Here is a 25629-nt window from a genome sequence, read left to right as displayed (position 1 = left end):
CGCCCAGGGAGGTATTTCGCCTCCAGCGTCCTTAGCGTCTCAATTGTAGGATTCCACCTCGTCCGCTTCGTCATCGTAAAGCAGCTTCATCAGCATGACGTAGCGATTGAGCGAGGCCATGCTGAGATCGCGCAGGCATCTCTCGCGAAGCTTGAGGGCTTCTGCGCGAATGCTCAGGCGCAGTTCAGGCGTGTGGATGCTGAACGCCTCGCTCCAGTCGAGCAGATGATGCAGGTCCTTGTCCCAGACCGGGCAGGTCCGCGATTGAAATGTCCTGTGCTGCGGGGCGTCCGCCGCGATCGCAGAGGTCGCCGCCACCAAGGCGACGCATGCAAACGAGAACAAGGGCAAGAGCAGAGGCCTTTGGAGCGACCGGCCTGACATTGCAATCTCTCCCGCTCGAGGATGTAGCCAGGATTCCAGGCAGGCTCAGCCGCTCAGTCTCACCCGTCCGTGTCACCTGAAAAACCCGAGCTCGTATGTGATCTTCATCACATACGAGCTCGGACAGTTCGACAATGGTGCTGGGCGGCAATTTCAAATGGGGGGGGCAAAACGGGGGCAGAAAGAATAGATCTTCATATAGTACATATTACTTACAGCCTATATTGATAGAAACATAAACTATTGTGATTATATTATCATATTGTTGATATTCAACGTGATTCAGTAGAGTGTATTTCGTCGCCCGATATCGATCATTCATTTCCAATTTCGATTTGATCATGCCCCGATCGTTCCGGGGCCATCCAGAAGGCGCGCGCGGCTGCCACCAGCGGCCTCGCGCGCCAGTTTTCAGCGTGACCCGGTTCGGACGCGGAGGCTGTGGTTTCCGTCCGCGCGGCGTGAAGACGGTCGATCCGGGGTAGGATGGTGTCGCGCCAGTCCCGCGCCTCGCTGGGATCGCCGACGGCCTGGGCCATGCGCCGCATCCCGAAGCGTCCGAGGCCGATGATCGCGAACCGGTCGGTTTCAGCACAGGGCTCCTCCGCCGTGCAATGAGGGGAGAGGTCAGTGAACTGCCGGTCCAGGAGGGCACTCCGACCACTGGAAGGACGCTATGTCCGCGCCCCACGGATTTTGCATGGCAGCCGGCCGGTCATTGCCATGGCCAGTTGCGCTTCGCATGGCTCAATATCATGACGGCCTGTTGACAATCCCCGACGGCCGATCTCATCATTCCGGTATAGTGGAATCTTGGGAGGGATTCGATGGGGACTCGGTGGATGGCAGCGGTCCCTGGATCACGGCTTAGCCGTGCATCCGCGGCATGAATTACCGCTGGAACTGGTCCATCCTCCTGCAGGAGCCCTATTGGGAGTGGCTGTGGAGCGGCGTGCAATGGACGCTGGCCATCAGCTTGGTCAGCTGGGTCCTGGCGCTGACGATCGGTCTTGGCGTTGGCATTGCGCGCAGCCTGCCGGCTCGTGGCGCTCGCCTGGTCGCGGGCATCTATATCGATGTCTTCCGCAATATCCCGCCGCTGGTCCAGCTCTTCCTCTGGTTCTTCGTTCTGCCCGAGATCGTGCCCGAAACCATCGGGCTCTGGCTGAAGCGCGATCTGCCTTACCCTGAGTTCGTCACGGCGGTCGTCGCGATCGCCCTGTTCGCCGGATCGCGCGTCGCCGAGCAGGTCCGGGCCGGGATCGAGGCGGTCGGAAATCCGCTGCTGCCGGCCGCGCTGGCAACGGGGCTTCGTCCTGTCCAGGCCTTCCGGCTGGTCGTGCTGCCGCTCGGTCTTCGCGCCATCGTCGGGCCGCTGACCTCCGAATTCCTGATCACGATCAAGCTGTCATCGCTGAGCTTGACGATCGGTGTCCTCGAACTGACGGCGCAGAGCCGCCATGTCGAGAACTATACCTTCCAGGGGCTCGAGGCCTTCACCTTCGCCACTGTCGGCTATCTCGTCATCGGCTTGTGCGTGACGGCGCTGATGCGCCTCATCGACGACCGCATCGGCGGCTCGGCCCTGCGGAAGGCCGCGACATGAACGATTTCGACTGGGGCGTCATCGCCCGCTCCTGGAGCTTTCTCGCCGAGGGCATGGCGCTGAGCGCGCTGCTCGTGCTGGTCGCGACCGTGGGCGGGCTGGTGCTCGGCTTCGGCCTCGCCCTGATGCGGCTGTCGACCCATCGCTTCATCGCGGTGCCGGCTGCGGCCTATGTCACCGTCATGCGCTCCCTGCCGCTCGTGCTGGTGCTGTTCTGGTTCTATTTCCTGATCCCGCTGGCGATCGGACGGCCGATCGGCTCGCTGATGTCGGCGCTGATCGCCTTCGTGATGTTCGAGGCCGCCTTCTACTGCGAGATCATCCGCGCGGGCATCGCCAATGTCCGCAAGGGGCAGGCTGAAGCCGGCCTCGCCACCGGCCTGCGTCGCAGCCAGGTGATGCGCCATATCGTCATGCCGCAGGCGCTGCGGGCGATGATGCCGCTGGTCCTGAACCAGATCGTCATCGTCTTCCAGGACACGTCCCTGGTCTATGTCGTGGCGCTGCATGATTTCCTGACGACAGCCAGCATCGTCGCCTCGCGCGATGGGCGGCCGACCGAAATGTATACGCTGGTCGCCGTCGTCTATCTCATCATCTGCCTGTCGGCGACGAAGGCGGTCGAGTTCTACAGGAAGGGCCGCACGACATGATCGCCGTCGAGGACGTGCACAAATCCTATGGCAAGCTGCAGATCCTGCGCGGCTGCTCGGCAACCGTTCGCCAGGGCGAGGTCGTGGTGATCTGCGGCCCGTCGGGCTCGGGCAAGAGCACGCTGATCAAATGCGTCAATGGCCTCGTGCCGTTCGAGCGCGGCACGATCACCGTCAACGGCGTCTCGGTGTCCGATCCCAGGACCGACCTGCCGGCCCTGCGCTCGCGCATCGGCATGGTCTTCCAGAGCTTCGAGCTCTATCCGCACATGACCGCGCTGGAGAATGTCAGCCTGGCGCAGATCCATGTCCTGAAGCGCTCCCGGGCCGAAGCCGATGAGCGCTCGGAGAAGATCCTGATGCGGGTCGGGCTCGGCAACAAGCTGACGAGCCGACCGAGCCAGCTCTCCGGAGGCCAGCAGCAGCGCGTCGGCATCGCACGCGCGCTCGCCATGGACCCGGCCGCCATGCTGTTCGACGAGCCGACCTCGGCGCTCGATCCCGAAATGATCAACGAGGTGCTGGAGGTGATGCAGGAACTGGCGCTAGAAGGCATGACCATGATGGTCGTGACGCATGAGATGGGCTTCGCGCAGCGCGTGGCCGACCGGGTGCTGTTCATGGATGGCGGCGAGATCCTCGAGGACACGCCCAAGGCGCAGTTCTTCACCGCCCCTGCGACAGAGCGCGCCAAGCAGTTCCTGACCAAGGTCCTGACACACTAGGCCGCCGGCATGACAGAGCTGAGCGCCCCCCAGATCGGACCGATCCTCCAGCGCCAGCGCAAGGCGCGGGGGTTGACGTTGCAGCAGCTCGCAGCCGTCTCCGGCGTGTCGAAATCGATGCTGTCGCAGATCGAGCGGGGCGAGGCCAATCCAACCTTCGCGGTGCTCTGGAGCCTGACGCGTGGGCTGCAGATCGAGATTTCCGCACTCCTCCAAGGCAGCGAATCCTCGCCCGGCGGCAGCGCGATCGAGATCGTCCCGCCGGAGCATACGCCGGAGATCCGCAGTGCCGACGGTTCCTGCCAGCTGCGCATCCTCAGCCCGCCGAGCCTGGCCGGCACGGTCGAATGGTATGATGTCGAGATCGCCGGCCATGGCCKGCTCGACAGCGCCGCGCATGCGCCGGGCGCGGTCGAGCATTTCACGGTCCTGTCGGGCCAGTTCGTCATTGCGAGCGGGTCCTCGCGCTATCCGGTCAAGGCCGGCGAGACGGCGCGCTATCCCGTGGATGTGCCCCACTCGATCTGCAACGAGCTTGATCAGCCGGCCCGCGGCCTGATGGTTCTGCTCTACCAGAAGGTCCGGCAGGAGCGAGGTTCTACTTGAGCGTGTTCCGTTATAGTGGATTCAACCGGGCCGCCGTGAGGCCTGGACCCCCGCAGGTCCCGGCTCCCGCGCCGGCTCGCCGCCGCCCCTTATCGTCCCCCGATCCAAAGGCCCAAATCCCATGCGCGTGAGTATCCTTGGAGCAGGCGCCGCCGCCTATGGCGCTGCCGCCCAGCTTTCGGTCAGTGGGCATGATCCCATGCTCTGGTCGCCCTCCGGCCAGGGCACGACCGAGCTGGCGGCGGGGGCCCCCTTGCGGGCCAGCGGCGCGATCGAGGCGAGTTTCCATCCCCGCATCGCCCATGGCGCGAAGGAGGCCGTGACCGGTTCCGACGTGGTGATGCTGGCCATGCCGGGCAACGCGCACAAGATGGCGCTGGAGGCGACCGCCGAGCATCTGCGCGAGGGGCAGCCGGTCATCATCAGCTCGCACGCCTCCTTCGGGGCGCTCTATCTCTCGCGGCTCCTGGCCGCGCGCGGCATCCGCGCGCCGATCATCGCCTGGGGCACGACGCTGACGACCGGGCGCAAGGCCTCGCCGACCGAGGCCGCGGTCAATTCGCTGCGCTCGAAGATCGACATCGCGACCGTGCCGGAAACCGGGCTCGACGAGGGCCACGCGCTCTGTACCGCCCTGTTCGGCGATCGCTTCGTCAAGCGCGACGGGCTGCTCGCGATCGCGCTCAGCAATCTCAACCCGCAGAACCATCTTGCGATCGCGTTGTTCAACCTCACGCGGATGGAGCGCGGCGAGCGTTGGGGGCAGGCGGAGAACGTCACGCCGGCGGTTGGGCGTGTCATGGAGCTGCTCGACGCGGAGCGCCTGGCGATCGCGCAGGCTTTTGACGTCTCGGTGCGGACGATCAAGGAGCACTACGCCTTTTCCTACCAGCTGCCGGTCGCAAGCATCGCCGAGATGAATGCGGAGCTGCACCAGCGCGGCAATGGCGGCTTCGGCCCGGCGACCTTGACCAGTCGCTATGTGCTCGAGGACGCGCCCTTCGGCCTGCTGCCGACGGTCCTGCTCGGGCGGCTCGCCGGGCAGCCCGCGACGCTGCACGAGGCTGGACTGACCATGCTGTCTGCCGCCTATGGTCGCGACTTTGTCGGGGATAACGACCTGCTGCCCGCGCTCGGCTTCGAGCAGATGAGCAGCGCACAGCTGCGGGAACGGGCCCGCACTGGATTCTAGAACTCCCGAGCACCGGCCGGTGCTCGGGCAATCGCTACAAAGGGGAGAAGAACATGAGACGGAACCTTGTCGCTGCGATCGGCGGCCTCTTGGCCTTCGGCCTGGCCGCCACGGCCCAGGCCCAGGAGGTGGACGCGATCGTCAAGAAATTGCGCGACACCAACACCATCACCATGGGGATTCGCGAAACGCTCTACCCCTATGGCTTCCTCGACAACGACAAGAAGCCGTCCGGCTACTCCGTCGAGTTCTGCCAGCGCATCATCGAGGACATCAAGGCGGAGCTGAAGCTGCCCGACCTCAAGGTCAAATACGTGCCGGTCAGCATCCAGAACCGCCAGGCGCTCGTCGCCAACGGCACGGTCGATCTCGAATGCGGCGGTACGGTCAACACCTTCGGCCGCAACAAGCAGGTTGATTTCTCCTCGGTCTCCTATGTCTCGTCGAGCCAGCTGCTCGTCCTGAAGAATTCGGGCATCACCAAATACGAGGATCTGAACGGCAAGATCGTCGCAGTCGCCACCGGCGGCAGCAGCGAGCCTGACCTGAAGAAGCTCATCGCCGAGAAGGGCCTCAACATCCGCATCCAGAATGTCGACGACCACGCTGCCGCGCTGATCTCTGTCGAGACGCGGCGTGCCGACGCCTATTTCAGTGACAACGGCGCCTTCTACAGCTTGATCCGGCAGTCGAAGAACCCGGACGCCCTGACCATCGTCGGTACCGAATACGGCTATGCGCCGCAGGGCTTCATGGTGCCCAAGCTCAACCCGACGGTTCTCTGGATCGTCAATCACGCCATGGCGAAGATGTTCAAGTCGGGCGAGGCCGAAACCCTGTTCAACAAGTGGTTCGGCCCCTTCGGCGCCCAGGTCTCACCGAAGCTCAAGGCCGCCTGGGCGACGCAATCCTACGCGGAGTAAGCAGCCTCAGGCGTTCCGTTCGGCCTCTTCAGGAAGCCGGACGGAACATCTGCGCGGCCGGGGAGCCGTCTCTTGAACGGGGGCAGCCGCTGGAATGACAGGCTCGTCCCCGGCAAGCTCGGGGCAGTGGATGATCGCGGCGCGCCGGCAGGCTCTCCAGGGCGCTGCACAGCACTGAACAGCGACGTCCCGGCCTTGAACGATCCGGGAAGCCGGAGACAGGTCGGGGACCGCAGCGCAATTTAAACCAACTCCGCCTGCCGTGCTGGTGTCGCGCCCGGCGGTCCACTAGCATCGGCCGGGATCACTCCGCGAGGGCGGGGCAATCCCTGGGGGCGGCCGTGAACCATTTTGGCGTGGAGATCGGCCAGCAGCCCCTCGAAAAATCCTGGTTCAACCTCGCGTTGAAGCTGAAACTCACCGCGCTCGCCCTGGGTTGCCCAACCAACAAGGAACTCTGCGCGCGCTTTGCGGCGGTCAATCCGGCCACCCTGTTCGTCACCCAGAACGCCTACAAATGGCTCTCGGGCAAGGCGATGCCGCGCACCTCCAGCGTCTATGAGGATTGGGCGAGGGTGCTCGGCGGTGCGCTGACGGCGCCCTTCCTGGCCTCGTCCTCGTTCGAGGAGTTCCAGCACGCGATCTGCGCCCGCTTCGGCGTGCCGGAAACCGTGCTTGCGACGCTCCGGGGCGAGGCCGGTCTGCGGCCGGTGCCGGCGCCGGGCCCGGTCACCCCATCTCCCACCCGGGCGGGGGCACGACAGCCCGGCGAGCATTGGCTGGCCGGAACCTATCTCGCGATTTCGCCGGCCTGGTCGCGTGTCGAGGCGGGCCGGCTGATCATCGGCGCGATGCGGGTCTACGCCGATGCGATGCAGCAATTGCAGATCAGCTACTGCGAAAGCCTGTTCAACCGCCCGGTCGCGATGGAGGGGCAGCTGCTCAGCGACGGGCGAACCGCGCAAAGCGCCCTGACATGTTCCTATACGCACCGCCTGTTTTTCCTGGCGCTGAACGTGCCCACTCCGCCCGCCAATCTGATCGGCGGCATTCTCAGCGGCGCGGCAGTCCATGATCCCAATGCCCGCGCTGTCGCCTGCCGCATCCTGTTCGTGCGGGCGCATGGCCGCAGCATCGAAGATCTGGCCGCGCGCATGGGCTATCTCGATGCGGACGCGGACGGAATCGAGCAGGAGCTGGCCGGCCTGGGTTACCGCGCCGATGCCGCCAGGCGGGACCTCGCGGCGAGCATCCTCACCGCGCTCGGCATGCATTCGACCTCCGCGCTTTGCGAAGCCGCCCCCAGGGATTTCACCGATATCGAGCTGACGCTCGACCGGTTGGCGCCCGCCTGAGCCCCCGAAATCCGCAACAGGACGCTGCCATGTACCCATTGACCGGAATGATGCGTCTTGCGGCAATCGCTGCCGTGGTCCCGCTGTCCTTGTCGGGCACGGCCCGGGCGCAATCCGCGGCCCCCCCGCAGCAGGGCGTGACGTTGACGGGGCTCATCGGCAAGGTCCTGTTCGCGCCGCAGCCCGTGCTCGGCTCCGATGGTCGTCAGCATATCGTCTACGAGTTGCAGCTCTCGAATGTGACCGGCGAGCGCGTCGTGATGAAGCGGTTCACGCTCTATGGCGACGACGACAAGGAGCCGCTCTCGACGCTAGACGAGGCCGAGATCGCGCGGCGTTTCTCCCCCGGTGGCCGGCGCGGCAATGAGTCGGCGGAGCTGGGCGGCTATCAATACGGGGTCGCCTTTCTCCACATCGCGCTGCCGCAGGGGCGCGCGGCACCGCAGCGGCTGACGCATAAGGTCGATGCCTGGTTCGATCAGTTCAAGGCGGATGCCGCGATCCAGCTTGGCGCGACCGCAGTCACGACAGCGGCGCCCCCGGTTCTGGGGCCGCCGCTTCGGGGCGAAAACTATATCGCGGGCGACGGCTGCTGCGATTCCACCCGGCATGTCCGGGCCCTTTTGCCGCTGAACGGCGCCTTTCGTCTCGCCCAGCGCTTTGCCATCGATTGGGAGAAGCTTGGCGGGGATGGCCGACTCTTCGCGGGCGATAGGAAGCAGGTCGCGAGCTATCACATCTATGGCCAGCCTATCCTGGCGGTGAGCGACGGCACCATCGTCGATATGCGTGCCGATCTTGCCGATCAGGTCCCCGGAGCGCTTCCCGACGGGCTGCCGATCGGCGAGGCCGACGGCAATTTCGCAGTGCTGGATATCGGCGGTGGCGCCTTCGTGCTATACGCCCATATGCAACCCGGCAGCGTCCGCGTCAGGACCGGCGACAGGGTGCGCCGCGGCGATGTCATCGGCGCAGTCGGCAATACCGGCAACAGTTCGGAGCCGCATCTGCACCTGCATGTCATGGACGGGCCCTCGCCACTTCTCGCCAATGGCCTGCCCTATGTCTTCGAGGCCGCCACGGTGAAGGCGGTCGATCTGGCGGGCACTGCGGATTTCGACCGGGCGGCGGAAACCGGCTCGCCTGTCAGCCTGACGCCGCTCGTGCCCCCTCTGGCGATCCGGCGCGCGCTTCCGCTTGATCTCACTATTGTCGACTGGGGCAACTGAAAGGCCGCGGCGAGGGGATAGCGGGCTCCGGTCGGGCGCCTGGCAGTCCCTCTCGGCTGTCACGCCACTCGGCGCAACGGAGGAGACAAACCTGCGCCGGCTGGGGCGACCGGATGATCGCGGCAGACCGGCATGCTATCCAAGGCGCCAAAGAGATCATCGCGATTCCGGAGTGAGGTGTTCACATGGCTGAGACGAGCAAAGCGCCTCCCGTTGAAGTCCTGTTCGCCAGCGATTTTTCGGCCAGGGCCGATCGCCCGCTCGAACGCGCCTTGCGCCTTGCCGAGGCATGGCGGGCGAGGCTCGCCATCGCCCATGTCCTCGAGGACGCGGTTCCGAACCTGGCGGAAACGACGGCGCGGCTGCGCGCCGAGCTGCCGCCGACGGCGGCGCAGGCTGAGTTCGTCGTCCGGGTCGGCTCGGCTCCGAGCGTGCTGGCAAATCTGGCGGTGGAGCGCGGCAGCGGCGTCATCATCACCGGTGTCGCGCGCTTCAACAGCCTCGGCGACTATGTCACCGGGACGGCGGTCGACCATATCGTGCGCCATGCCTCCGTGCCGGTGCTGGTCGTCCGCAAGCGGGCGGAGCGCCCCTATGACCGCATCCTCGTCGCCACCGATTTCTCCGAGTGCTCGCGCGCGGCCTTGCTGACCGCCGCCGCGCTCTTTCCGACGGCACGTCTCGTGCTGCTCCACGTCAACCCGCAGGCGACGACCGGTCGCTACAAGGTCGAAGGTGCGGCGGAACATCTGCACTCCGAGGCTGCCGAGGACATGGCGGAGTTCCTGGCGGCGGCAGAGCTTCCGCAGGCCGTGCGGGATCGCATCGAGCTGGTCCTGGACGATGGGGCCGTGGTCAATGTGATCAAGCGGCAGGTGCAGGAGACCGGCGTCAGTCTCGTCGTCGTCGGCGCGCATCGCAGTCGGGGGCTGGTGCAGGATGCGATCGGCAGCCATGCCGAAGGCGTGCTCCGGGGCGTCGATGCGGACGTGCTCCTGGTCCGGGAGGCCTGATCCGCGCACCCGCGCCCAGGCCGGAACCGCCGCCGCCAGCCAATCTACAGCCGGCCTCAGCCCGACTGGAGATTGCGTGCGAGCATCACCGCTGCAGCATCGCGGGAACCACCCCGCGTTGTCGGCATGAGGCTCCCTGCTTTGAGCATGAATTCGGTCATGACGCGTAGAATCTGCTCGTCCGATTGGGCCACGCCTGCGGCGTCAAAGTCCTTGCGGATCTTGCTGAACACGTCACTGCGCTCGGGATCGACCGTGCTTCTGGCGAGGTCATCCGAATAGGCATCGGCGTCCCGGCCCGTGAGTGCCAATTTCTCGGCGGCCCACCTGCCGAGGAGCTTGTTGCGGATGATTGTCCTCTGCACATCGTTGGAACTGGTCATTCGAAATTCTCCGATTGCGGGCCGTTGAATGCGCCTTCCTCAGTATGCTCGTGGCCCGATGGATTGCATCGCTGGAGCAGATGCAGGCTCGGGATCGTATGTCGACAAAGCCGATTGGACATCGGCCTCTCACGCTTTTGGGTCAGGAACCAATCCGGCAGCGTTTGCCGATAGCGCGTTCAACGCCGTGTAGCGTTCGATGGCGGCGCGTGCGTTGAAGAGCAACCGGTCCGGGCCGAGCAGCGTGTCCAAACCTGCACGGCGAATGACCTCAAGCGCGCCAGGATTGAGGCCCACGAACCAGACGATGACACCCCGTTCCGTCATGCCCTTCTCGCCTTCCTGCAGCATCTGGAGGGCCGAGTACTCGATGTCAGGAACGCGGCTGAAGTCGAGCGCGAGGACCCGCGGCTTATGCTGACCAACAAGAGCGGTGATTTGGTCAGCCACATCCTGGGCATTGATGAAGAAGAGCCGCCCTTCCGGCCGCAGGATCAACAACCCCTCGAAGGTTTCGTCATCAGGGTTTTCAGGATCGAGAGGGCGGAGCACGTCGGCTCCGCGCTTGCGGCCGATGACCGTAATCCGGGGATGGAATGTCTGGCTGGCCAGGCCGATCAGCGAAAGGATGACCGCGATGACGATACCCTGAAGGGTTCCAAAGATCAGGACGCCAATGGTTGCGACGATCGCCCAGCCGAACTCCATCCTGCGCACCTTGCGAATGGCGTTGAACTCCGCCGGCTGGATAAGCGGAATTGAGTAGACGATGACGATGGCTGCCAGCGTGGCATTCGGAAGGAGCCCGAGCAAAGGTGCGAACAGGAGCATGGTTGCAAGGGCCGCCGCCGCTGTCACCAGCGAGGCAGCCTGGGTTCGCCCGCCCGCCGCGCGAACAACGCCCGTTTGCGATGTGCCGCCGCCGCCCGGCATCGCGCCGAGCAAGGAGCCGGCAATGTTGGCTGCGCCTGTCGCCACCAGCTCGCGATTGGCATTGATCGGAGGATCGCGAGGTCGAACGAAAGCCCGGCCTGCAGCAATGGTTTCGGTGAAACTCATCAGGGCAATCCCGAGCGCTCCCGGCAGCAGTTGCTGCACCAACGCAAGATCGGGGAGCGTCACTGAGGGAAGGCCCTGCGGGATATGCCCTACGGTCGAGACACCCTGAGCGCCCAGGTGAAAGATCCATGACGCTGCGATGGCGGTGGCCACTGCGATGAGTGGGGCGGGTGAATGCGGCTTCAGACGCTCCATCCCGATCAGAACGATCGCGGTCGCCGCCGCCACTGCGGCAGTGAGCAGCGACGTCTCCGGAAGCGCGCGCACGACGCTTAGAATGTCGGCAAAGAAGGACTGCTTGGTGATGTGCACTCCGAAGAGCTTGGGGGCCTGGTCCAGCAGGATGACGAGGCCGATGCCGGCCTTGAAGCCGGTGAGGACCGGTGCCGAGATGAAATTGGCGAGGAAGCCCAGGCGCACGAGCCTGGCGAGCAGCAACAAGGCGCCAACCAGGGCGGTCAGCGTCGCCGTCGCGGTGAGCAGCTTGGCCGGGTCGCCGTCCGGGACGACTGCACCGAGCTGGGCGCCAGTCAGGATCGCGAGCGTGGTGGTGGAACTGACGCTGAGCACGCGGGAGGAGCCGAGCCATCCGTAGACGGCCATTGGCACAAGGGATGTGTAGAGGCCAACCTGCACCGGCAGGCCCGCCACAGTAGCGTATGCCATGGCCTTGGGCAGCACGACGGCAGCCGCCGTAAGCCCCGCGACGACGTCAAAGCGGAGCCCACCGGCATTCTGGTCGTTCTCGTGCATTGAACCAGCCTGCATTGACACAGCCACTGAACGTAAGCTCGAAAGCTCGGAATATGCAAAGGAGACCGAACGTCTCCTCTGGCGCGATCCGGCCCGGCCGTGCCGATGCGCTCGACGTCCGGAAGCCACCCTCCTGCGGCATTCCGGCAGCCCGCTAACCGGTTGGACCGCGTCGGTCTTCCCTGCCAGTAGGACGCCCGTGCGGGAGCCAGACGTCCGATTCAATCCACTCGCTCCGGCCTCCCTCCGACCCCGGTCTTGCCCAGCCCCGCCTCTTGCCCAGGCCCTCGTCTTGCCTAAGCCCGCGTCTTGGCCATCGCGGCGAGCGCCTTTTCGTCCCTGAGCAGGCGGATGACGGGCAGGGCGGTGTCGTCGCCCACGGGCAGGCCGAGCGCCTCGGCAATGGTGTTGCGCCACTCCTCCGCCTCGCTGGGATCGCTGACGACCCAGACCGTGCGCCGCGTCCGGAAGCGTTGGATGCCGACGATCGCGAGCTGGTTGAAGACGATCCTGCGCAGCGCGCTCTGGTCGACCGGGCGCTTTGCCGTGGCTTCGGCCGCAGTCGCCGTGGTCGGCTTCGGCAGCGGCGGCTCGACCAGGAGCGCATCGACATCGTCGACGATGAGCAGGTCGACATTGCGCCAGGGCCAGAGGATGCGGCCATCCTGTTCCTCGAGCGGCGGGTGGCCGGAATCGGCGTCTTCCTTGCGCTCGACCGCGGCCTCGAACAGCTTCACCAGGGTGGTGTAGCGCGCAATCCCGAGCCGGAAGGCGTATTCGGTGCCGATGCCGCAGGCGAGGCAGGTCTTGCCCGAGCCGACCGTGCCGGTGAGCAGCACATGCGGAAAACGCGGCGCGTTCGCGCCCTTCGTCGGCGGCTCCGACAGGGCGATCAGCGCGTCGCGGTAGCCGGGATCCGGCCTTTCTATGGTCGAGCAGAGATTGGTCAGGCGGAACAGGAAGGGCAGGCCGACCTGCTGGAAGGTCATCTTGCGCTTCACCCACCAGAGCACCAGCAGCGTGGCGGGCACGAGCATGACCAGCAGCGCGACGATGGCCTGGACGCCGCCGAGCCCCGAGGCGCCGGCGACGATCGCGCCCGCGCCGATGAAGAACAGCGCGGTCGCGACATTCCACCAGAGCTCGCGGCGGTTGAACGGAAAGAGCGGGCCCTGGCGCCGGCGCTCGCGGACGATGTCGAGCACCTCCTTGACGATCCAGAGCAGCATATTGAGCAGGGCAGCGATGATCGCAGTCTTCCAGGCCGGAAGATCGGTGAAGAGGGCGGCGAGTATCCAGCTGAACAGGAAGGTGATCTGGAAGCCGAGGCCGAAATGACCGAATTGATCGGCGGTCCAAACATAGCTGACGGTCGGAGTCTGCTGCACATCCTTGCCGAACCAGTCATATCGCAATTGCGATACGATTTCCTTGAGCGAAGGTGGCGTAAGCTTCTTGTCCATTGGGCCGCATCTCGCTCAGGGAACGCAGAAACGTCGGATTCACTGGAATGTCGGGGGAAGGTAGGCGCAGGAAGAGCTTACGCGGATGCTAGCAGCTTCATGCGAGCCGGCAAGAGCGCCGTTACGTCAGGGCGTGATCCGGCGAGAGATGTTGTGCGTGCCGCGTTGCCGCCGCTGGACGCCTGGCATGGGCGCAGCATGGACTATCGGCTTTTCAGGGGTTCCGTTTCGCGGACAGCCACTCAGCGCTTGAACAAGGGCGTGCGGACATGCCCCGAGGCGGCATAGGACAGGCCGGCCTCCAGGCGCTCCAGCGGCACGCCGCGCGTCAGCAGATGCCCGACCGCGATCTCGACGATCAGAGCTGCGACCTTGTCCGCGGGGCAGACATGGCGACCGGCGCCGAACTCCAGGGATCTGCGGTCCCTGCGCGCGATATCGAAGCGATCCGGCTCGGGATTGAGCGCGGGATCGCGGTTCGCGGCCGCCAGAAGCACGATGATCAGATCGCCCTGACGAAGCTTATGTCCGGCAATCCTGCCGTCGCGCGCCATGAAACGGAAGGTGCTGCTGGTGACGGTATCGCAGCGCGCCACCTCCTGGATGAGCGGCCGCAGGCATGTCCGATCGGCCTCGACCTGCCGGAGGAGTTCCGGCCGCCGGGCCAGTGCGAGCAGCGTCAACCCGATCAGCGAGGCCATTCCGGCGAAACCCTGGACCATGTAGCCAAGGGCGTTGGCGATCACATCCCTTTCGTCGTCGCAGCCGAAACGCGTCGCTTCGCGCAGCAGCGCCTGGAATAACGGGCCCCGCTGCGCGTCGGCCTTCCCGACGGCACTGGCGAGGTCAAACAGCGCCTGCGCGCCTTGATGTCCTGATGTCAGCAAGTCGGGCGTCAGCGCGGGAATTCCGGTTCCAGCAGCTGCGGCTGCGGTCCCATAGGCGCCAAGCCACCCCATGACGTCGCCGAAGCGTTCGCGGGGAATGCCGAGCAGCAGCGCGATGACCTGCACGGGCAGTGCGAACATGAACTGCGTCGTGGTCGCTTCATCGAGCCTCGGCCCGAGTTCGTCGTCGAGCTCGGCCGCACGCCTGTGTGCCAGGGCCGCGACCTCGCCGAGATCGAGGCCGCGCACGGCGTTCGTGACCGCCTCCTTCAGCCTGCCCCGCGCCTCGTCATCCCGCAGGCGCACGAGCCGGCCAAAGATCTCCGCTGCTGCGCCGCCCTGCAGCGCCGCAGGGATGGGCTCGCTCAAGGGGCGGGTCAGACAGATCGCGCTGGTCAGGACTTCGGTGACCGCGGCAGCGCTCGCCGCCACCCACCAGCCATTGGCCTCGTCCCGGGAGAAGGGACGTTCGCGGGCGAGCCGGCCGTAATAGGGGTATGGATCGGGATGCGATGGCGCAGCGCGAACATGGGCCGGGGAGTGGTACTGAGATAACGCGGGAGCAGGGGCTGCAGGCGCCGAAATCCTCGCCGTCATGGTGCTGCTCCGTCCGGTTCGCGCCGCGGCGCCATCTTTGCTTCCTCTTCGATAGCGCTTGCCCAGGCATCCGTCGAAATCATAGTTTCTCTAAGGCCGATCAGTTTTTTGCATGGGCGTGTCTTTCATGGGCCTGGACAACGAAGCGCTTCTGACTTTCGTCACCATCCATCAGGCCAATGGTTTTTCCAGCGCCGCGGAGGTACTCGGCCGTTCGCAGCCGGCGATCAGCCGGCGCATCGCCTTGCTCGAGGACGAACTCGGCGTGCCGGTCTTCGAGCGCGCGTCCGGGGGCGTGGTGCTCAGCGAAGCCGGCCGCGCGCTGCTGCCGCACGCCGAACGCGTGCTTGCGGCGCTGCGCGACGCGGAAAGCGCGATCAAGGCGCTGCGCACGGAGGTCGCCGGCCGTGTCGCGATCGTGGCAGTGGGCACGCTAGCCGGGACGAACCTCACCGCGGTTCTCAAGCGCTTCGCTGCCGATCATCCCAAGGTCGATCTCTCGATCAGCACCGCGACCAGCGCTGAGGTGAGCGACCGGGTCCGGCGCGGCGAAGCGATGATCGGGCTGCGCTATCTCCTCGACATCGCACCAGATCTCGTCTGCGAGCACATCGCCTCCGAGACAATGGTCGTGGCCTGTTCCGCCCAGCATCGTTTCGCGGGCAAACGGCTCGGATCGCTCGCGGCGCTGTGCCATGAACCCTGGTTTGCGTTCCGCAATGCCTATGATCAGCGCGAGACCTTCGCGGACAACATCTTCGCGCAGTTTCAGGCGCGTGGCATCGGCGAGGTCCGCTGGACATCGATCGACAGCCTGAACGCGATGAAGCGGCTGGTCGAGGCCGGTCTCGGCATCGCGTTGCTGCCAGAAAGCGCGATCGACGAGGAGCGGCGGCTTGGCTCGCTCGCGACGATTCCGGTCGCGGACCTGCACGTCGCCAATCCGATTTATGCGGTCCTGCGCCGAGGCGGCTATCTCAGCCCCGCCACGCTCCATTTGCTGGCACTGCTGCGCTCCGCGCCTGGCCTCGCGAATGGCCGTTTCGTCGCACGGCAGGACGAAGAGGAGCCGCTACCGACAGACAGGGGCTGACAGGGATGAGGGGCAGTTCACGGAGAGGCTGAGGCGGCTGCGTGTTCGGAGGACAGGGGGAGAACGCGTCACCGTGCAGCTCGGTGGCGAGCAGGGCGATCAGGACGGACGCCCGAACAGAGCGCGCCGATCCCGCACCGGCAATGGAACCCGGGCCCGCGGCGCCCGTTCAACTCCGGAATGCGATTGCACGGAGGCCGTGATGGCGAAATCCAGCAAGGTTCAGACCAAGACCAAGCCACAAGCGGAACCCAGGAGCCCGGCAAAGCCGAACAGCGCGACAAATTCCGCGATCCAGCAGCAGCGCCGGATCCAGAGGCAGGTGGCGCGGTCGGATGCGAAGCCGGCAGAGGCGAAATCCGGCGCGATGCAGGCTGGGGCGCGACGTTATCCCGAGCCGCCCTTCAGGAAGCAGCATCAGGCCAAGCCGGGTTCGGAGGCCGTGCTCGATCCGGCCCCGATGTATGATGCGCCCTATTACAAGGGCTCGGGCAAACTCGAGGGCAAGGTCGCCATCATCACGGGCGGCGATTCCGGGATCGGACGCTCGGTCGCCGTGCTCTTCGCGCGCGAGGGTGCCGATGTCGCGATCCTGCATCTCGGCGAGGCCGGGGACGCGAAGGTGACCGGGCAGGCGATCGAGGCCGAGGGGCGGCGCTGCCTCGTCATCCCCGGCGATGTCCGGGATTCAGGCTTCTGCCGGAAGGCGGTGGCCAAGGTCGTCAAGACCTTCGGCAAGCTGTGCTCGTCAACAACGCCGCCTTCCAGGTCCATTCCCCACGTTTCGAGGATCTGAGCGAAGAGCATTTCGACACGACGCTGAAGACCAATCTCTACGGCTATTTCCACATGTCGCAGGCGGCCCTCGACCATATGAAAGTCGGCGGCGCCATCGTGAATTCCGGCTCCGTCACCGGGCTGATGGGCAGTGAGGCGCTGATCGACTATTCCATGACGAAGGGCGGCATCCATGCTTTTACCCGCTCGCTCGCCGCCCATCTCGTGCCGCGCGGGATCAGGGTCAATGCGGTCGCGCCCGGTCCCGTCTGGACGCCGCTCAATCCATCCGACAAGACGGCCGAGGATGTCGCGACATTCGGGGCGCAGACACCGATGAAGCGCCCGGCCCAGCCGGAGGAAATCGCCCCGGCCTATGTCTTCCTCGCCTCGCCGCACTGCTCCAGCTACATCACCGGGGAGATCCTCCCGATCATCGGCGGCTACTAGCATCGGCCCGAAAAGCCGATGCTTCAGGGAGTCGGTTTTCGGGAAATCCGAGCTTCAGCAACACCTCACCGGGTATGCCTGTCGAGGACACGATCGTATCACCTTTTCTGCAACGTCGCGCGGAACCGGATGGCGCCGGCCCGGGTTGCAGTTGCAGTCCTCATCGATGCCGGGCGAAACCTGTCATGCGCTCGCGCTTTCTCGACATCCTGATCTGGCTCACCGTACTGGCGCTTGTGGCCGGCTTCGGGGTCAGGATGTTCCGAACCGTGCCCAGCGTCCAGGACGCGCCACGCATCTATCGGGACTGAGCCCTGGGCCCAGCCCCGCCATGGCCCAGGCCAGGCCTCAGCCCGGCTTCTTCGGCTCAGGCTGGCCCCCATGTCTGATCGTGGCGGCGCTGTCGTGCTCATCGGCCTCGAACGGGGCATGCGGCCCGGTCTGATGCTTCGACAAGGGGCTCGGGCCCGGGCGACGCTGTTCCGGTGCGCCCGATTGTCCCGGCCGTTGCGCCGTCCGATAGGGCACCGGCGCGTCGGTATGCTTCTCGGCTGTCATCGTCATCACCTCAGGTTTCGCAAATGCCGGGAGGAGGGCGCTCGGCTGCCTTCTCGGGGCTCTGCCCGGAGGGGGCGCGATCGCGCATGCGCTCGCCCCGGTTGTCCTGGTTCTTGCCCTGCTCGCCCCGTCCGTGGGGGAGGATGGCTGCCGCATCCGTCGTGGGGATCTTCCGTCCGTAACCGTCTCGCATGGTGGCCTCCGTGTTGTCGGGCCCGGCTGCGCAGGAAACGTCGGGCCCTAAGCGAGGTTCCACGACAACGGCGGTCCGGTCATCATTCAGATGAGCGAATGGCCGGCACCTCCCAGAAGCACGCGCGCCCTGTCCCTGGCGGCCTGCTTCACCAGCCGTCGAATGTCGCATCGACCAGCAGCCTCGCGGCTGACGCCGCCCCGTCGGTGCGGATCGCGCCCGCCAGGGTGGCTGCTCTGGCACCGGTTTCAGGCCTCAGGGCTGTACCGAGCCCCGCCGACAGCGACGCGAAGGTCGGAGTCGGGCCATCGTGCGCAGCTCCGATGCCGAGTTCGGTCACCCTGGCAGCCCAGTGAAACTGGTCCACCGCTTGGGGGACAACGACCTGAGGCGTGCCGGCCCGGGACGCCGTCGTCGTCGTACCCGCCCCGCCATGATGGACAATGGCGGCCACGCGACCGAACAGGGCCTGCTGGTTCACCTCGCCGATGGCAAGGCAGTCGGCGCCGTCGTCGATCAAGCCCAGGTCGGCCCAGCCCCGGGCGACGAGAGCACGGCGGCCCTGCGCGCGGATCGCCTCTATGGCGACACGGGCGCTGTCGTTGGGGACGCGCATGCTGCCAAAGCCGACATAGACGGGCGCTGCGCCGGCATCCAGGAACGCCACCAGATTCGCCGGGAGTGGTCTTTCGTCCGGCAATATCCATGCCGCGGTTCGGATGACAGGAAGCGCTCCGGGCGTCACTTCGGGACACAGGGTCGGGTCCGCTGCCACCAAGGGCCGACCGGTGAACAGGAAGGCCGGGAGGTCCTCCACCGGCGGCAGGCCGATCGACGCCCGATGGGCGTTGATCGGCGCGCCGACCTGCGCGTGCCAGCCCTGGGCGTCCAGCAAACTCGGACAGAAGATCGCGAACCGGTGAGGGACGGCGACCGTCTCGGACACCGACCGCGCGACGAAATGCAACATGCCGCTCGCGACGAGCATGTCACAGCCCTCGGCTGCCTCGGCGAGGGTGTCATAGGTCGCTGCGATGAACCCGGCCACGAAGGCGTCGACGCTCACGACCCGCTCCTCCGCGGTCGAGGGTTGCTCCGCCCATGCGCGCCACGATTTGCGGAAGGGTACCAACGGGATGCCGGCACGGGCCAGCAGCGTTGCGAACTCCGCGTCCGGCGGCGCGCATAACCGCACCTCGAGGCCGAGTGCCCGCAACTCCACCGCCAGGGCCACGATCGGTTCAACGTCGCCGCGCGACCCGTAAGTCGATAATAGGATACGCATTTCGCTATTCCCTTTCCCCATGGTTCAGGTCGAGGGCAGCGTTCATAGGGGGTGACCGGCGTCTTGCCGCAAGCCCCCAGGCACGCTATAGCGTTGGAATGGCAAGGAGCGGCGACGCTCCTTTTTTGTTGCCTTCTCCATGAATGAACGAGGTTTTCGCGACGCGGCGAGGCGCTGCTCCGCAGCGGCGGAGCGGCCACAACGTCCCGTCGCAGGACGGCTTCCCCCCAATCGCTGACAACCTGTCGAAGCGGCATGGCTGGCGAGCAGCTCAGCCAAGACCCTGACAGCCGGGTTCCTTCGCCATGGCCAAAAGCCCCGGCGGCGTGGAACAGGCCGGCGGCCAATACGTTGGTCAGGCAGCAAGCGCGCCCGATCAACCGGCGTCGGCGGGGATCAGAACTAGGAGGACGGAATGGGACTTTTTTCTAAGGACATCAAGACGATGGACGATCTCTTTGTCCACACGCTTCAAGATATCTATTACGCGGAGAAGCAGATCCACAAGTCGCTGCCGAAGATGATCGACAAGGCCACGGACCCGCAGCTGAAGCAGGGGCTGACCGCGCATCGCGGCGAAACCGAAGGTCATATCAAGCGGCTGGAACAGGTCTTCAAGCAACATGGCGCGGAGGCGAAGGGCGTGGATTGCCCGGCGATCGACGGCATCCTCGAGGAAGCCGACGAGGTTCTGGGTGAGGTCGCCGACAAGCAGGTGGTCGATGCCGCGATCATCGCCTGCGCGCAAGCCGTCGAACACTACGAGATCACGCGCTACGGCACCTTGACGGCCTGGGCCAAGCAGCTTGGCCGCAACGACTGCGCCACCCTGCTACAGCAGAATCTCGACGAGGAATTCGCGGCCGACAAGAAGCTCAGCAAGCTCGCCGAATCCGGGATCAACCGCAAGGCAGCGTAGCCGATCCCGCGCCCTGACCGGTCCCGCCGGGTCACCCGATCCGGCGGAGCTGGGGCGTCCTCCCTGCAGACGGCACCTCGCGACGAGCGCGATCGGCAATCCCGCTATTTATAGGCGATCGCGGCGCTCGACGGGCCGGCCAGCGCCATGGTCTCGAACCTCCGGAAACCGACCTCGCGGCACCAGCCCTCGAAGTCGGCAGCGGAATAGTCGAAGGCATCGCCGAACTCGATCAGCATGTTGAGGGACATCGTCAGGCCGAAGGCATTTTCGCGCCTCGCATTGTCGATGAGGGCCTCGATCACCACGAAGGCGCCGCCCGGCGGCAGGGCGTCATAGGCTTTGCGGATCAGCGCCTTCTTCTTCTCCAGGTTCCAGTCATGCAGGATCATCCCCATGGTGATGACATCGGCCCTGGGCAGAGCATCGGCGAAGAAGTCGCCCCCCACCGCCGCGACCCGGTCGCTCAGGCCCGCCTGTTCGATCCGGCGCAGGGCGATCGGCACGACCTTCGGGAGATCGAAGCTGGTGCAGCGCATATGCGGATGCGCGGCCGCGACCATGCAGGAGAGCTGCCCGGTCGCGCCGCCGACATCGCAAAGGCTGCTGAATCTTGAGAAGTCGAAAGCCTCCGCAAACAGTTTGAAATTGCCGGCCGAGATCCCGGACATCGCGTTCATGAACTGCTCGAGCCGCGCCGGGTCGGCATAGAGCGTGGCGAAGACGGATTCTCCGGAATGCCTGGTCTCGTTCTGCGGCTTGCCGGTTTTCAGAGCCTCGGTGAGGTCTCCCCAGAAGCGGAAGAGGCGCGCATTCGCCATTTCCAGGATGCCGCCGATATAGGCCGGGCTGTTCCGGTCCAGGAAGAAGGCGCTGTCGGGCGTATTCGCATAGCGCGCCCCGGGGCCGTCGCCGTCACGGTCGAGAAATCGGAGCGCGACCAGCGCATCGGGAAAATCCGGGATGGCGCGCGGACTGAGCTGCAAGGAAGCGGCGATCTCGCCAGCCGTCATCGGCTGTTTGGCGAGCGTCGTGAAAAGCCCCAGCTCGACGGCGGAAAGCAGCGTCTTCGAGGCAAAGAACCCCATCCCGACCTGCATGATATGCGACGGATCAAGCCCGGACATGATGGCCCTCGTGCTCGTCGGTATCGCCCCCGGGGAAACCACGGCCCCTGGCGATGCCGATCCTAGCACAGGTGGCCGCAAACCCCGCCGCATCAACCCCCTCGTCGGAAAGGCGCGCGGCTCGCCTTTGGTCGATATTGCAACCCATGGGCGCATTCTGCAGGAATGAGCTGCAGCTTGCGATTCAGCGTCCAGGCCGAAGCATTATGCGGGCAGGAGGCTCGGGTCATGGCAGGCAAGGGGCGCAGAAGACTGCGCCGGGTCATGCGGGGTGAGCCGATCCGCGGATGCCGCCAAGGCCATCTCCGTAATGCCCGGCGAAATCGTCCGGCTGATCAGCCGGGCCCGCCAAGTCGCGCGATGCGACAGATCAGATGCAACCCCTCGATATCACCAATGGAGCGCTCGGAGCGTTCTGCGGACAGGAAATGGGGGCATCGTGAATTTTGCTAAGTTACGAGCGCTTGTCCTGGCTTATGGGAGCAGGTTTAGAGAACTTGCCATAGCTCATGAGAAGAGTTTCAGGGTGCTGTTTGGTTCCGCATTTATGATGGCTTTGGCCTTGCCGTATCTCATTATGTTCCATGTCGAATCTTGGGGTGATACTTTACAGTTTTCGACCTTTATGGGTGTGAGCGCGGGGGTGGGATCGCATCTGGCGGATAAGGTCGTCTCCTGATCGTTGCGGCTACTGGTGGCCCTTGGCGGGCGGGGCCAGTTTGCGTTGGAAGGGCCCAGGGGAGGTCGCCCCGAGGCTGCCCAGGGACCGTTGGGTCGTGACACCGGTTCTGACCCGGCTTCCCTGAAGCCCGCCGCCAGCCGTCTGGCTGTCATTCCAGTATTCGCGGCGCGCGCTGGCATTCGGGGTAGGGAGCGTCAAGAAATCGACCTACGATTGCATTTCGGTGCCGCGTTTCGGGTGTGGCGCTTAAGCAACTGCTGCCGAATACTTGCGCCTCAAAAGGTCGAATTCATGCGTTTCTGCTTGTCCTTTGCCGGCAACGGCGCGAGCCTCCGCCCCGTCGTTGAGTGCGTGAGGGAGTTTGCCCATGAATGCGCAATCAAGATCTGACCTGACGATGACCCGTTGTCACTGGGTTCTGTTCCGGACAGCGATCGTCGTGATCCTCGCAGCAGCCGTGTTGGCGCCGCTGACCCGGTGACGGGACAGCGCCGGCACAGTCCTGGATAAGATGCCCCGATCCGGCAGGCATATCTGGATCGGGGCCATGATCGCGATCATTCTCGTGTTCTACGCGTTCACGCATCCGTTCCGGATCGTCCTGCTCCGCGCGCTGGGCTATTGAGCGGCGCGGTGCTGACGGACGGCAGGATTGCGAGAACCGACATCGGCCCTCCGCGCCGCGCAGTCATGCGGCGCGCGGATTTGCAGCGCGGAGCCGGGCAGAGGAGCCCAGGCCCGACGCGACGTTGATCACACTTCGGGCGCTCTCATCAGCCGCGGCCTTCCTGTCTCGGCGAAGGGATCGGCCGCCAGGGCGGCGGCGAGCGCGTCAGGCGGAACGAGCTCGCCGCCAAGCGTCTCATGGAAGGCGTGGGCGAGGCTCGCCTCACGAAAGCAGACCCGTATGGCGCCCTTGTCCCGCTTCACCGAGACGGCGCGGTACGTGATCTTCCAGCGCTCGAGCCAAGCGTCCATCTCCTCGAGCCTGCAGAGGAAATCGTCACCCTCGGCAACGACCAGGACCTGATGTCGCCAGGGCCTTATGGCCGGTTCACCACCCTCAACCATCGCGTCATCCTCAACCCGGTCGCAATTCGGCCATACCCGCCGTTCTTCGCGGTCAATGGTCCATCCTACATCCGCCAAACTGACATTTCGCTGACAGGACCTGTCAGCTTCGCGCGCGAGGGCTGCTGATAGACAGCGCCACTCCCAAGCGGGGCCGAACCTCGCCCGCTTGATCGTGACGAGACGGCGGAGGACGGACTCGCCCAGATCCGAGCATCAGCGTCCGCCCGCCAAGAAAAGTCCGTGGGCTCCTAGGGGCATTTCCACCAATTCGGAGCAGGATCATGGCCAATATCGACGGCACAACGGGAGACGACACGCTCTTCGGAACGGAAGACGCCGACCTCATCCGTGGTTTGGCGGGCGCCGATTTCATCCTCGGCTTCGGCGGCAATGATACGCTCGACGGCGGCGGCGGTGACGATCAGCTGGCCGGCGGAGGCGGCGCCGACGTGCTGCAGGGCGGCGCCGGCAATGACACGCTGGCGGGCGACTCCAATTTCGAGATCGCAGGCGCCGACATGCTGACCGGAGGCGGCGGCAATGACCGGTTCGAATGGGACCCGTTCGGCGGAACCTCGACCGCGGCCCTGACCGATATCGTCACCGATTTCCAGGGCGCCGGAAACGCCATTGGCGACACGCTGGAGTTCGACGCCTTCAGCCCCGCGACGCGTTTCAGCTTCGGCGGGCAGCTCAACGCCATGCCCACGCTCGGCAGCGCGATCGGGACCAGCGGCGATGGGCTGGCGGCCATCTCCTATGCGTTCAACGGCGGCAACACCTTTGTGCTCGCCGACAGCAACGACAATGGCAGCTATGACGAGGGCGATCTCACGATCCGCCTCAACGGCCAGCTCAATCTCGTCCAGTCGGATTTCGGCAGCACGCATTTTGTGATCGCCGGCGGCAATGGCGCGGATACGCTGAACGGCACCCAGGGGAACGACACGATCCTGGGGCTTGGCGGCAACGACACGATTAATGGCCGCGGCGGCGACGATAACATCGAAGGTGGCAACGGCGCTGACACGCTGACGGGCGGGGACGGCAACGATTTCATCCAGGGCGGCAATGGCGCCGACACGATCAATGGCGGCGAAGGCCGCGACTTCCTGACAGGCGATGCCGGCAATGACACGATCGATGGCGGCGCGGGTGATGACGGCGGGCTGGCGGGTGGCGACGGCAACGATACGGTGTCCGGCGGTGCCGGCGACGACAATGTCGACGGCGATGATGGGGCCGACACGCTTTCGGGCGGCATCGGCGACGACGACATGTTCGGCGGCGACGGCGCCGATGCGATGTTCGGGGACGCCGGCGCCGACGAATTGTTCGGTGGCCGGGGCAGCGATCAGTTGAGCGGTGGCGCGGGCGCCGACGAGCTGGAAGGCGAAGAAGGCGCCGACCGGATCGAGGGCGGCGGCGGCAACGACCAGTTCAACTTCAACGCCGGCGCCTTCCAGCCGGATTCGAGCTTCTCGGTGCGCGATTTCGTTGCCGATTTCCAGCGTGCCGGACTGGCCGACGGCGATGTGCTCCAGCTCTCCGGCGGCGATTTCGCCTGGGTCGGCCAGATCGAGGCCAATCCACGGATCGGAGCGGCCCTGCCGGGCGGCGGCGATGAGCTGACGCAGCTGGGTTATATCCAGCGTGCCGGCAATACGTTCCTGGTGGCCGACACCAATGATGACGGCCTGCTCGATGCCGATGATTTCACGGTCGAGTTTGCCGGCCTGCAGAGCTTCACGACCGGCGATTTCACCAACACCGACTTCGTCATCGCCGGCACGAATGGCGATGATGTCATTACTGGCACGCGGGACGATGACCGGATCTTCGCCGCTGGCGGCAATGACCAGGTCACCGGGCTTGGCGGCAGCGACGAGATCCATGGCGGCGCCGGCGACGATATCCTCGATGGCGGCCCGGGCGGCTTCGACAATCTGTTCGGCGAGGCGGGCAACGACCGGTTGACGCTCGCGACCAGTGACGGCGGCGGCGTCGCCTCGGGCGGCGAGGGCGACGACGTCCTCTTCGGCAGCGACAGCTCCTTCAGCAATTTCGACAACAGCCTGCAGGGCGATGCCGGCAATGACGAACTGCATGCCGGCGCGGTCGGCTCGGGCATGAACGGGGGAGGTGGCTCCGATCGGCTGGTCAGCGGTGTGGCCGACGACCAGATGGAGGCCGGCCGCGACGAGTTCGGCTTCGATCTCGACAATGCACAGGACCTCTTCGTCTACAGCGGAACCGGGCGCTGGAGCACGGAGGGCAGTTTCTTCGGCGACACGGTCTCCGGCTTCCAGGACGGCTCGGACCTGTTCGACCTGCGCGGCAGCGGCCTGCAATTCGCCGACCTCTCGATCGTCACCGAGGACTTCCAGACGACGATCACCTCGGAGCGCGGGCAGATCACGCTCTTCGAGAGCTTTGGGCAGGAGGTTTTTCTCAACCAGGATGATTTTCTGTTCGGCCCGGCGCCCGCGCCGTTCTCGACCGATCCGCTGTTTATCTAAGGCATCGGCCCGAAAAGTGGTTTCCGGTTTTCGGGCCAGCCGATGCCGGCAGCAAAGGTTCATCGGCCCGAAAAGTGGTTTCCGGTTTTCGGGCCAGCCGATGCCGGCAGCAAAGGTTCATCGG

At 65.4% G+C, this 25629-nt stretch carries 25 protein-coding genes and 1 pseudogene; 15 read left to right on the top strand and 11 right to left on the bottom strand.

What is annotated here, in order from left to right; all coding sequences use genetic code 11:
* Positions 1-39 precede the first annotated feature (39 nt).
* Positions 40-318, bottom strand: a complete 279-nt coding sequence (locus tag AC1DGP_RS29555; protein WP_441492911.1) for a hypothetical protein — start codon at positions 316-318, stop codon at positions 40-42.
* A gap of 380 nt (positions 319-698) precedes the next feature.
* Positions 699-923, bottom strand: coding sequence for a hypothetical protein (locus tag AC1DGP_RS29550; RefSeq protein WP_441506910.1), 225 nt, complete (start codon positions 921-923; stop codon positions 699-701).
* A 347-nt stretch (positions 924-1270) separates the two neighbouring features.
* Here AC1DGP_RS29550 and AC1DGP_RS29545 point away from each other — a divergent pair, with 347 nt between their 5' ends.
* The 9 genes from AC1DGP_RS29545 (at position 1271) to AC1DGP_RS29505 (ending at position 9686) form a co-directional block, all read left to right on the top strand.
* Positions 1271-1990, top strand: a complete 720-nt coding sequence (locus AC1DGP_RS29545) for an amino acid ABC transporter permease (protein WP_476770816.1) — start codon at positions 1271-1273, stop codon at positions 1988-1990.
* Positions 1987-2643, top strand: coding sequence for an amino acid ABC transporter permease (locus tag AC1DGP_RS29540; RefSeq protein ID WP_441492914.1), 657 nt, complete (start codon positions 1987-1989; stop codon positions 2641-2643). Before AC1DGP_RS29545 ends, AC1DGP_RS29540 begins: the two co-directional genes overlap by 4 nt.
* Positions 2640-3368 (top strand): amino acid ABC transporter ATP-binding protein, encoded by a 729-nt coding sequence (locus tag AC1DGP_RS29535; RefSeq protein WP_441492915.1) that lies wholly within the window; start codon positions 2640-2642, stop codon positions 3366-3368. The genes AC1DGP_RS29540 and AC1DGP_RS29535 overlap by 4 nt, the downstream gene beginning before the upstream one ends.
* Positions 3369-3377: 9 nt before the next feature.
* Positions 3378-3974 (top strand): helix-turn-helix domain-containing protein, encoded by a 597-nt coding sequence (locus AC1DGP_RS29530; protein ID WP_476832863.1) that lies wholly within the window; start codon positions 3378-3380, stop codon positions 3972-3974.
* Positions 3975-4095: 121 nt separating this feature from the next.
* Positions 4096-5166, top strand: coding sequence for an NAD/NADP octopine/nopaline dehydrogenase family protein (locus AC1DGP_RS29525; RefSeq protein ID WP_476832862.1), 1071 nt, complete (start codon positions 4096-4098; stop codon positions 5164-5166).
* Positions 5167-5219: 53 nt separating this feature from the next.
* Positions 5220-6089 carry an amino acid ABC transporter substrate-binding protein gene (locus AC1DGP_RS29520; protein ID WP_441492918.1) on the top strand — a complete coding sequence of 290 codons (870 nt, stop codon included), beginning with the start codon at positions 5220-5222 and terminating at the stop codon, positions 6087-6089.
* Positions 6090-6430: 341 nt separating this feature from the next.
* Positions 6431-7444, top strand: coding sequence for a hypothetical protein (locus AC1DGP_RS29515; protein WP_441506905.1), 1014 nt, complete (start codon positions 6431-6433; stop codon positions 7442-7444).
* A 29-nt stretch (positions 7445-7473) separates the two neighbouring features.
* The gene (locus AC1DGP_RS29510) at positions 7474-8673 is read left to right on the top strand and encodes a M23 family metallopeptidase (protein ID WP_476832861.1); all 1200 of its coding nucleotides are present in this window, start codon (positions 7474-7476) and stop codon (positions 8671-8673) included.
* Between the two features lie 185 nt (positions 8674-8858).
* A complete protein-coding gene (locus AC1DGP_RS29505) occupies positions 8859-9686 on the top strand; it encodes a universal stress protein (RefSeq protein ID WP_441506903.1) in 828 nt (275 codons plus the stop codon).
* Positions 9687-9742: 56 nt separating this feature from the next.
* Here AC1DGP_RS29505 and AC1DGP_RS29500 read toward each other — a convergent pair whose 3' ends face one another.
* The 4 genes from AC1DGP_RS29500 to AC1DGP_RS29485 all read right to left on the bottom strand — a co-directional run bounded on the left by AC1DGP_RS29500 (position 9743) and on the right by AC1DGP_RS29485 (position 14828).
* The gene (locus AC1DGP_RS29500; protein ID WP_441506902.1) at positions 9743-10069 is read right to left on the bottom strand and encodes an ATPase inhibitor subunit zeta; all 327 of its coding nucleotides are present in this window, start codon (positions 10067-10069) and stop codon (positions 9743-9745) included.
* 129 nt (positions 10070-10198) lie between these two features.
* The gene (locus AC1DGP_RS29495; RefSeq protein WP_476770415.1) at positions 10199-11881 is read right to left on the bottom strand and encodes a SulP family inorganic anion transporter; all 1683 of its coding nucleotides are present in this window, start codon (positions 11879-11881) and stop codon (positions 10199-10201) included.
* A gap of 296 nt (positions 11882-12177) precedes the next feature.
* A complete protein-coding gene (locus AC1DGP_RS29490) occupies positions 12178-13344 on the bottom strand; it encodes a hypothetical protein (protein WP_441506900.1) in 1167 nt (388 codons plus the stop codon).
* A 242-nt stretch (positions 13345-13586) separates the two neighbouring features.
* Positions 13587-14828 (bottom strand): cytochrome P450, encoded by a 1242-nt coding sequence (locus tag AC1DGP_RS29485; RefSeq protein ID WP_476832860.1) that lies wholly within the window; start codon positions 14826-14828, stop codon positions 13587-13589.
* Between the two features lie 127 nt (positions 14829-14955).
* Here AC1DGP_RS29485 and AC1DGP_RS29480 point away from each other — a divergent pair, with 127 nt between their 5' ends.
* The 3 genes and pseudogenes from AC1DGP_RS29480 to AC1DGP_RS29470 all read left to right on the top strand — a co-directional run bounded on the left by AC1DGP_RS29480 (position 14956) and on the right by AC1DGP_RS29470 (position 17459).
* Positions 14956-15921 (top strand): LysR family transcriptional regulator, encoded by a 966-nt coding sequence (locus AC1DGP_RS29480; RefSeq protein WP_476777295.1) that lies wholly within the window; start codon positions 14956-14958, stop codon positions 15919-15921.
* Positions 15922-16123: 202 nt separating this feature from the next.
* Positions 16124-17148 (top strand): annotated as a pseudogene (locus AC1DGP_RS29475) (SDR family oxidoreductase).
* Positions 17149-17333: 185 nt separating this feature from the next.
* On the top strand, positions 17334-17459 hold the full coding sequence (locus tag AC1DGP_RS29470) for a hypothetical protein (protein ID WP_441492928.1): 126 nt from the start codon (positions 17334-17336) through the stop codon (positions 17457-17459).
* A 37-nt stretch (positions 17460-17496) separates the two neighbouring features.
* On the opposite strand, the gene AC1DGP_RS29465 is transcribed toward AC1DGP_RS29470, so the two are convergent.
* From AC1DGP_RS29465 to AC1DGP_RS29455, 3 genes are all read right to left on the bottom strand, one after another.
* Positions 17497-17706 carry a hypothetical protein gene (locus AC1DGP_RS29465; RefSeq protein WP_441492929.1) on the bottom strand — a complete coding sequence of 70 codons (210 nt, stop codon included), beginning with the start codon at positions 17704-17706 and terminating at the stop codon, positions 17497-17499.
* A gap of 10 nt (positions 17707-17716) precedes the next feature.
* Positions 17717-17899, bottom strand: coding sequence for a hypothetical protein (locus AC1DGP_RS29460; RefSeq protein ID WP_441506896.1), 183 nt, complete (start codon positions 17897-17899; stop codon positions 17717-17719).
* A 148-nt stretch (positions 17900-18047) separates the two neighbouring features.
* On the bottom strand, positions 18048-19184 hold the full coding sequence (locus AC1DGP_RS29455; RefSeq protein ID WP_441506895.1) for a glycosyltransferase: 1137 nt from the start codon (positions 19182-19184) through the stop codon (positions 18048-18050).
* A gap of 415 nt (positions 19185-19599) precedes the next feature.
* On the opposite strand from AC1DGP_RS29455, the gene AC1DGP_RS29450 reads away from it, so the two are divergent.
* Positions 19600-20103: a YciE/YciF ferroxidase family protein gene (locus AC1DGP_RS29450; protein WP_441492931.1), complete on the top strand. Its 504-nt coding sequence runs from the start codon at positions 19600-19602 to the stop codon at positions 20101-20103.
* A 104-nt stretch (positions 20104-20207) separates the two neighbouring features.
* On the opposite strand, the gene AC1DGP_RS29445 is transcribed toward AC1DGP_RS29450, so the two are convergent.
* A complete protein-coding gene (locus AC1DGP_RS29445) occupies positions 20208-21230 on the bottom strand; it encodes a methyltransferase (RefSeq protein WP_476832859.1) in 1023 nt (340 codons plus the stop codon).
* A 439-nt stretch (positions 21231-21669) separates the two neighbouring features.
* Between AC1DGP_RS29445 and AC1DGP_RS29440 the strand changes: the two genes are divergently transcribed.
* On the top strand, positions 21670-21909 hold the full coding sequence (locus AC1DGP_RS29440; RefSeq protein ID WP_441506892.1) for a hypothetical protein: 240 nt from the start codon (positions 21670-21672) through the stop codon (positions 21907-21909).
* Positions 21910-22665: 756 nt separating this feature from the next.
* Here AC1DGP_RS29440 and AC1DGP_RS29435 read toward each other — a convergent pair.
* Positions 22666-22983, bottom strand: coding sequence for a hypothetical protein (locus tag AC1DGP_RS29435; protein WP_476832858.1), 318 nt, complete (start codon positions 22981-22983; stop codon positions 22666-22668).
* A 284-nt stretch (positions 22984-23267) separates the two neighbouring features.
* On the opposite strand from AC1DGP_RS29435, the gene AC1DGP_RS29430 reads away from it, so the two are divergent.
* The gene (locus AC1DGP_RS29430) at positions 23268-25505 is read left to right on the top strand and encodes a calcium-binding protein (protein ID WP_476832857.1); all 2238 of its coding nucleotides are present in this window, start codon (positions 23268-23270) and stop codon (positions 25503-25505) included.
* Positions 25506-25629 lie beyond the last annotated feature (124 nt).

It is taken from the genome of Allobosea sp. 05T433, assembly GCF_056396065.1.
This window is presented reverse-complemented; position numbering and strand designations above follow the sequence as displayed.

Excerpts from the sequence above, each read along its gene's own strand:
- AC1DGP_RS29470 (WP_441492928.1), top strand. The coding sequence starts at position 17,334 with ATGCGCTCGCGCTTTCTCGACATCCTGATCTGGCTCACCGTACTGGCG.
- AC1DGP_RS29510 (WP_476832861.1), top strand. The coding sequence starts at position 7,474 with ATGTACCCATTGACCGGAATGATGCGTCTTGCGGCAATCGCTGCCGTG.
- AC1DGP_RS29525 (WP_476832862.1), top strand. The coding sequence starts at position 4,096 with ATGCGCGTGAGTATCCTTGGAGCAGGCGCCGCCGCCTATGGCGCTGCC.
- AC1DGP_RS29535 (WP_441492915.1), top strand. The coding sequence starts at position 2,640 with ATGATCGCCGTCGAGGACGTGCACAAATCCTATGGCAAGCTGCAGATC.
- AC1DGP_RS29550 (WP_441506910.1), bottom strand. The coding sequence starts at position 923 with ATGGCCCAGGCCGTCGGCGATCCCAGCGAGGCGCGGGACTGGCGCGAC.
- AC1DGP_RS29545 (WP_476770816.1), top strand. The coding sequence starts at position 1,271 with ATGAATTACCGCTGGAACTGGTCCATCCTCCTGCAGGAGCCCTATTGG.
- AC1DGP_RS29485 (WP_476832860.1), bottom strand. The coding sequence starts at position 14,828 with ATGACGGCGAGGATTTCGGCGCCTGCAGCCCCTGCTCCCGCGTTATCT.
- AC1DGP_RS29430 (WP_476832857.1), top strand. The coding sequence starts at position 23,268 with ATGGCCAATATCGACGGCACAACGGGAGACGACACGCTCTTCGGAACG.
- AC1DGP_RS29540 (WP_441492914.1), top strand. The coding sequence starts at position 1,987 with ATGAACGATTTCGACTGGGGCGTCATCGCCCGCTCCTGGAGCTTTCTC.
- AC1DGP_RS29455 (WP_441506895.1), bottom strand. The coding sequence starts at position 19,184 with ATGCGTATCCTATTATCGACTTACGGGTCGCGCGGCGACGTTGAACCG.
- AC1DGP_RS29490 (WP_441506900.1), bottom strand. The coding sequence starts at position 13,344 with ATGGACAAGAAGCTTACGCCACCTTCGCTCAAGGAAATCGTATCGCAA.
- AC1DGP_RS29480 (WP_476777295.1), top strand. The coding sequence starts at position 14,956 with ATGGGCCTGGACAACGAAGCGCTTCTGACTTTCGTCACCATCCATCAG.
- AC1DGP_RS29450 (WP_441492931.1), top strand. The coding sequence starts at position 19,600 with ATGGGACTTTTTTCTAAGGACATCAAGACGATGGACGATCTCTTTGTC.
- AC1DGP_RS29460 (WP_441506896.1), bottom strand. The coding sequence starts at position 17,899 with ATGCGAGACGGTTACGGACGGAAGATCCCCACGACGGATGCGGCAGCC.
- AC1DGP_RS29495 (WP_476770415.1), bottom strand. The coding sequence starts at position 11,881 with ATGCACGAGAACGACCAGAATGCCGGTGGGCTCCGCTTTGACGTCGTC.
- AC1DGP_RS29505 (WP_441506903.1), top strand. The coding sequence starts at position 8,859 with ATGGCTGAGACGAGCAAAGCGCCTCCCGTTGAAGTCCTGTTCGCCAGC.
- AC1DGP_RS29520 (WP_441492918.1), top strand. The coding sequence starts at position 5,220 with ATGAGACGGAACCTTGTCGCTGCGATCGGCGGCCTCTTGGCCTTCGGC.
- AC1DGP_RS29445 (WP_476832859.1), bottom strand. The coding sequence starts at position 21,230 with ATGTCCGGGCTTGATCCGTCGCATATCATGCAGGTCGGGATGGGGTTC.
- AC1DGP_RS29435 (WP_476832858.1), bottom strand. The coding sequence starts at position 22,983 with ATGGTTGAGGGTGGTGAACCGGCCATAAGGCCCTGGCGACATCAGGTC.
- AC1DGP_RS29500 (WP_441506902.1), bottom strand. The coding sequence starts at position 10,069 with ATGACCAGTTCCAACGATGTGCAGAGGACAATCATCCGCAACAAGCTC.
- AC1DGP_RS29465 (WP_441492929.1), bottom strand. The coding sequence starts at position 17,706 with ATGACAGCCGAGAAGCATACCGACGCGCCGGTGCCCTATCGGACGGCG.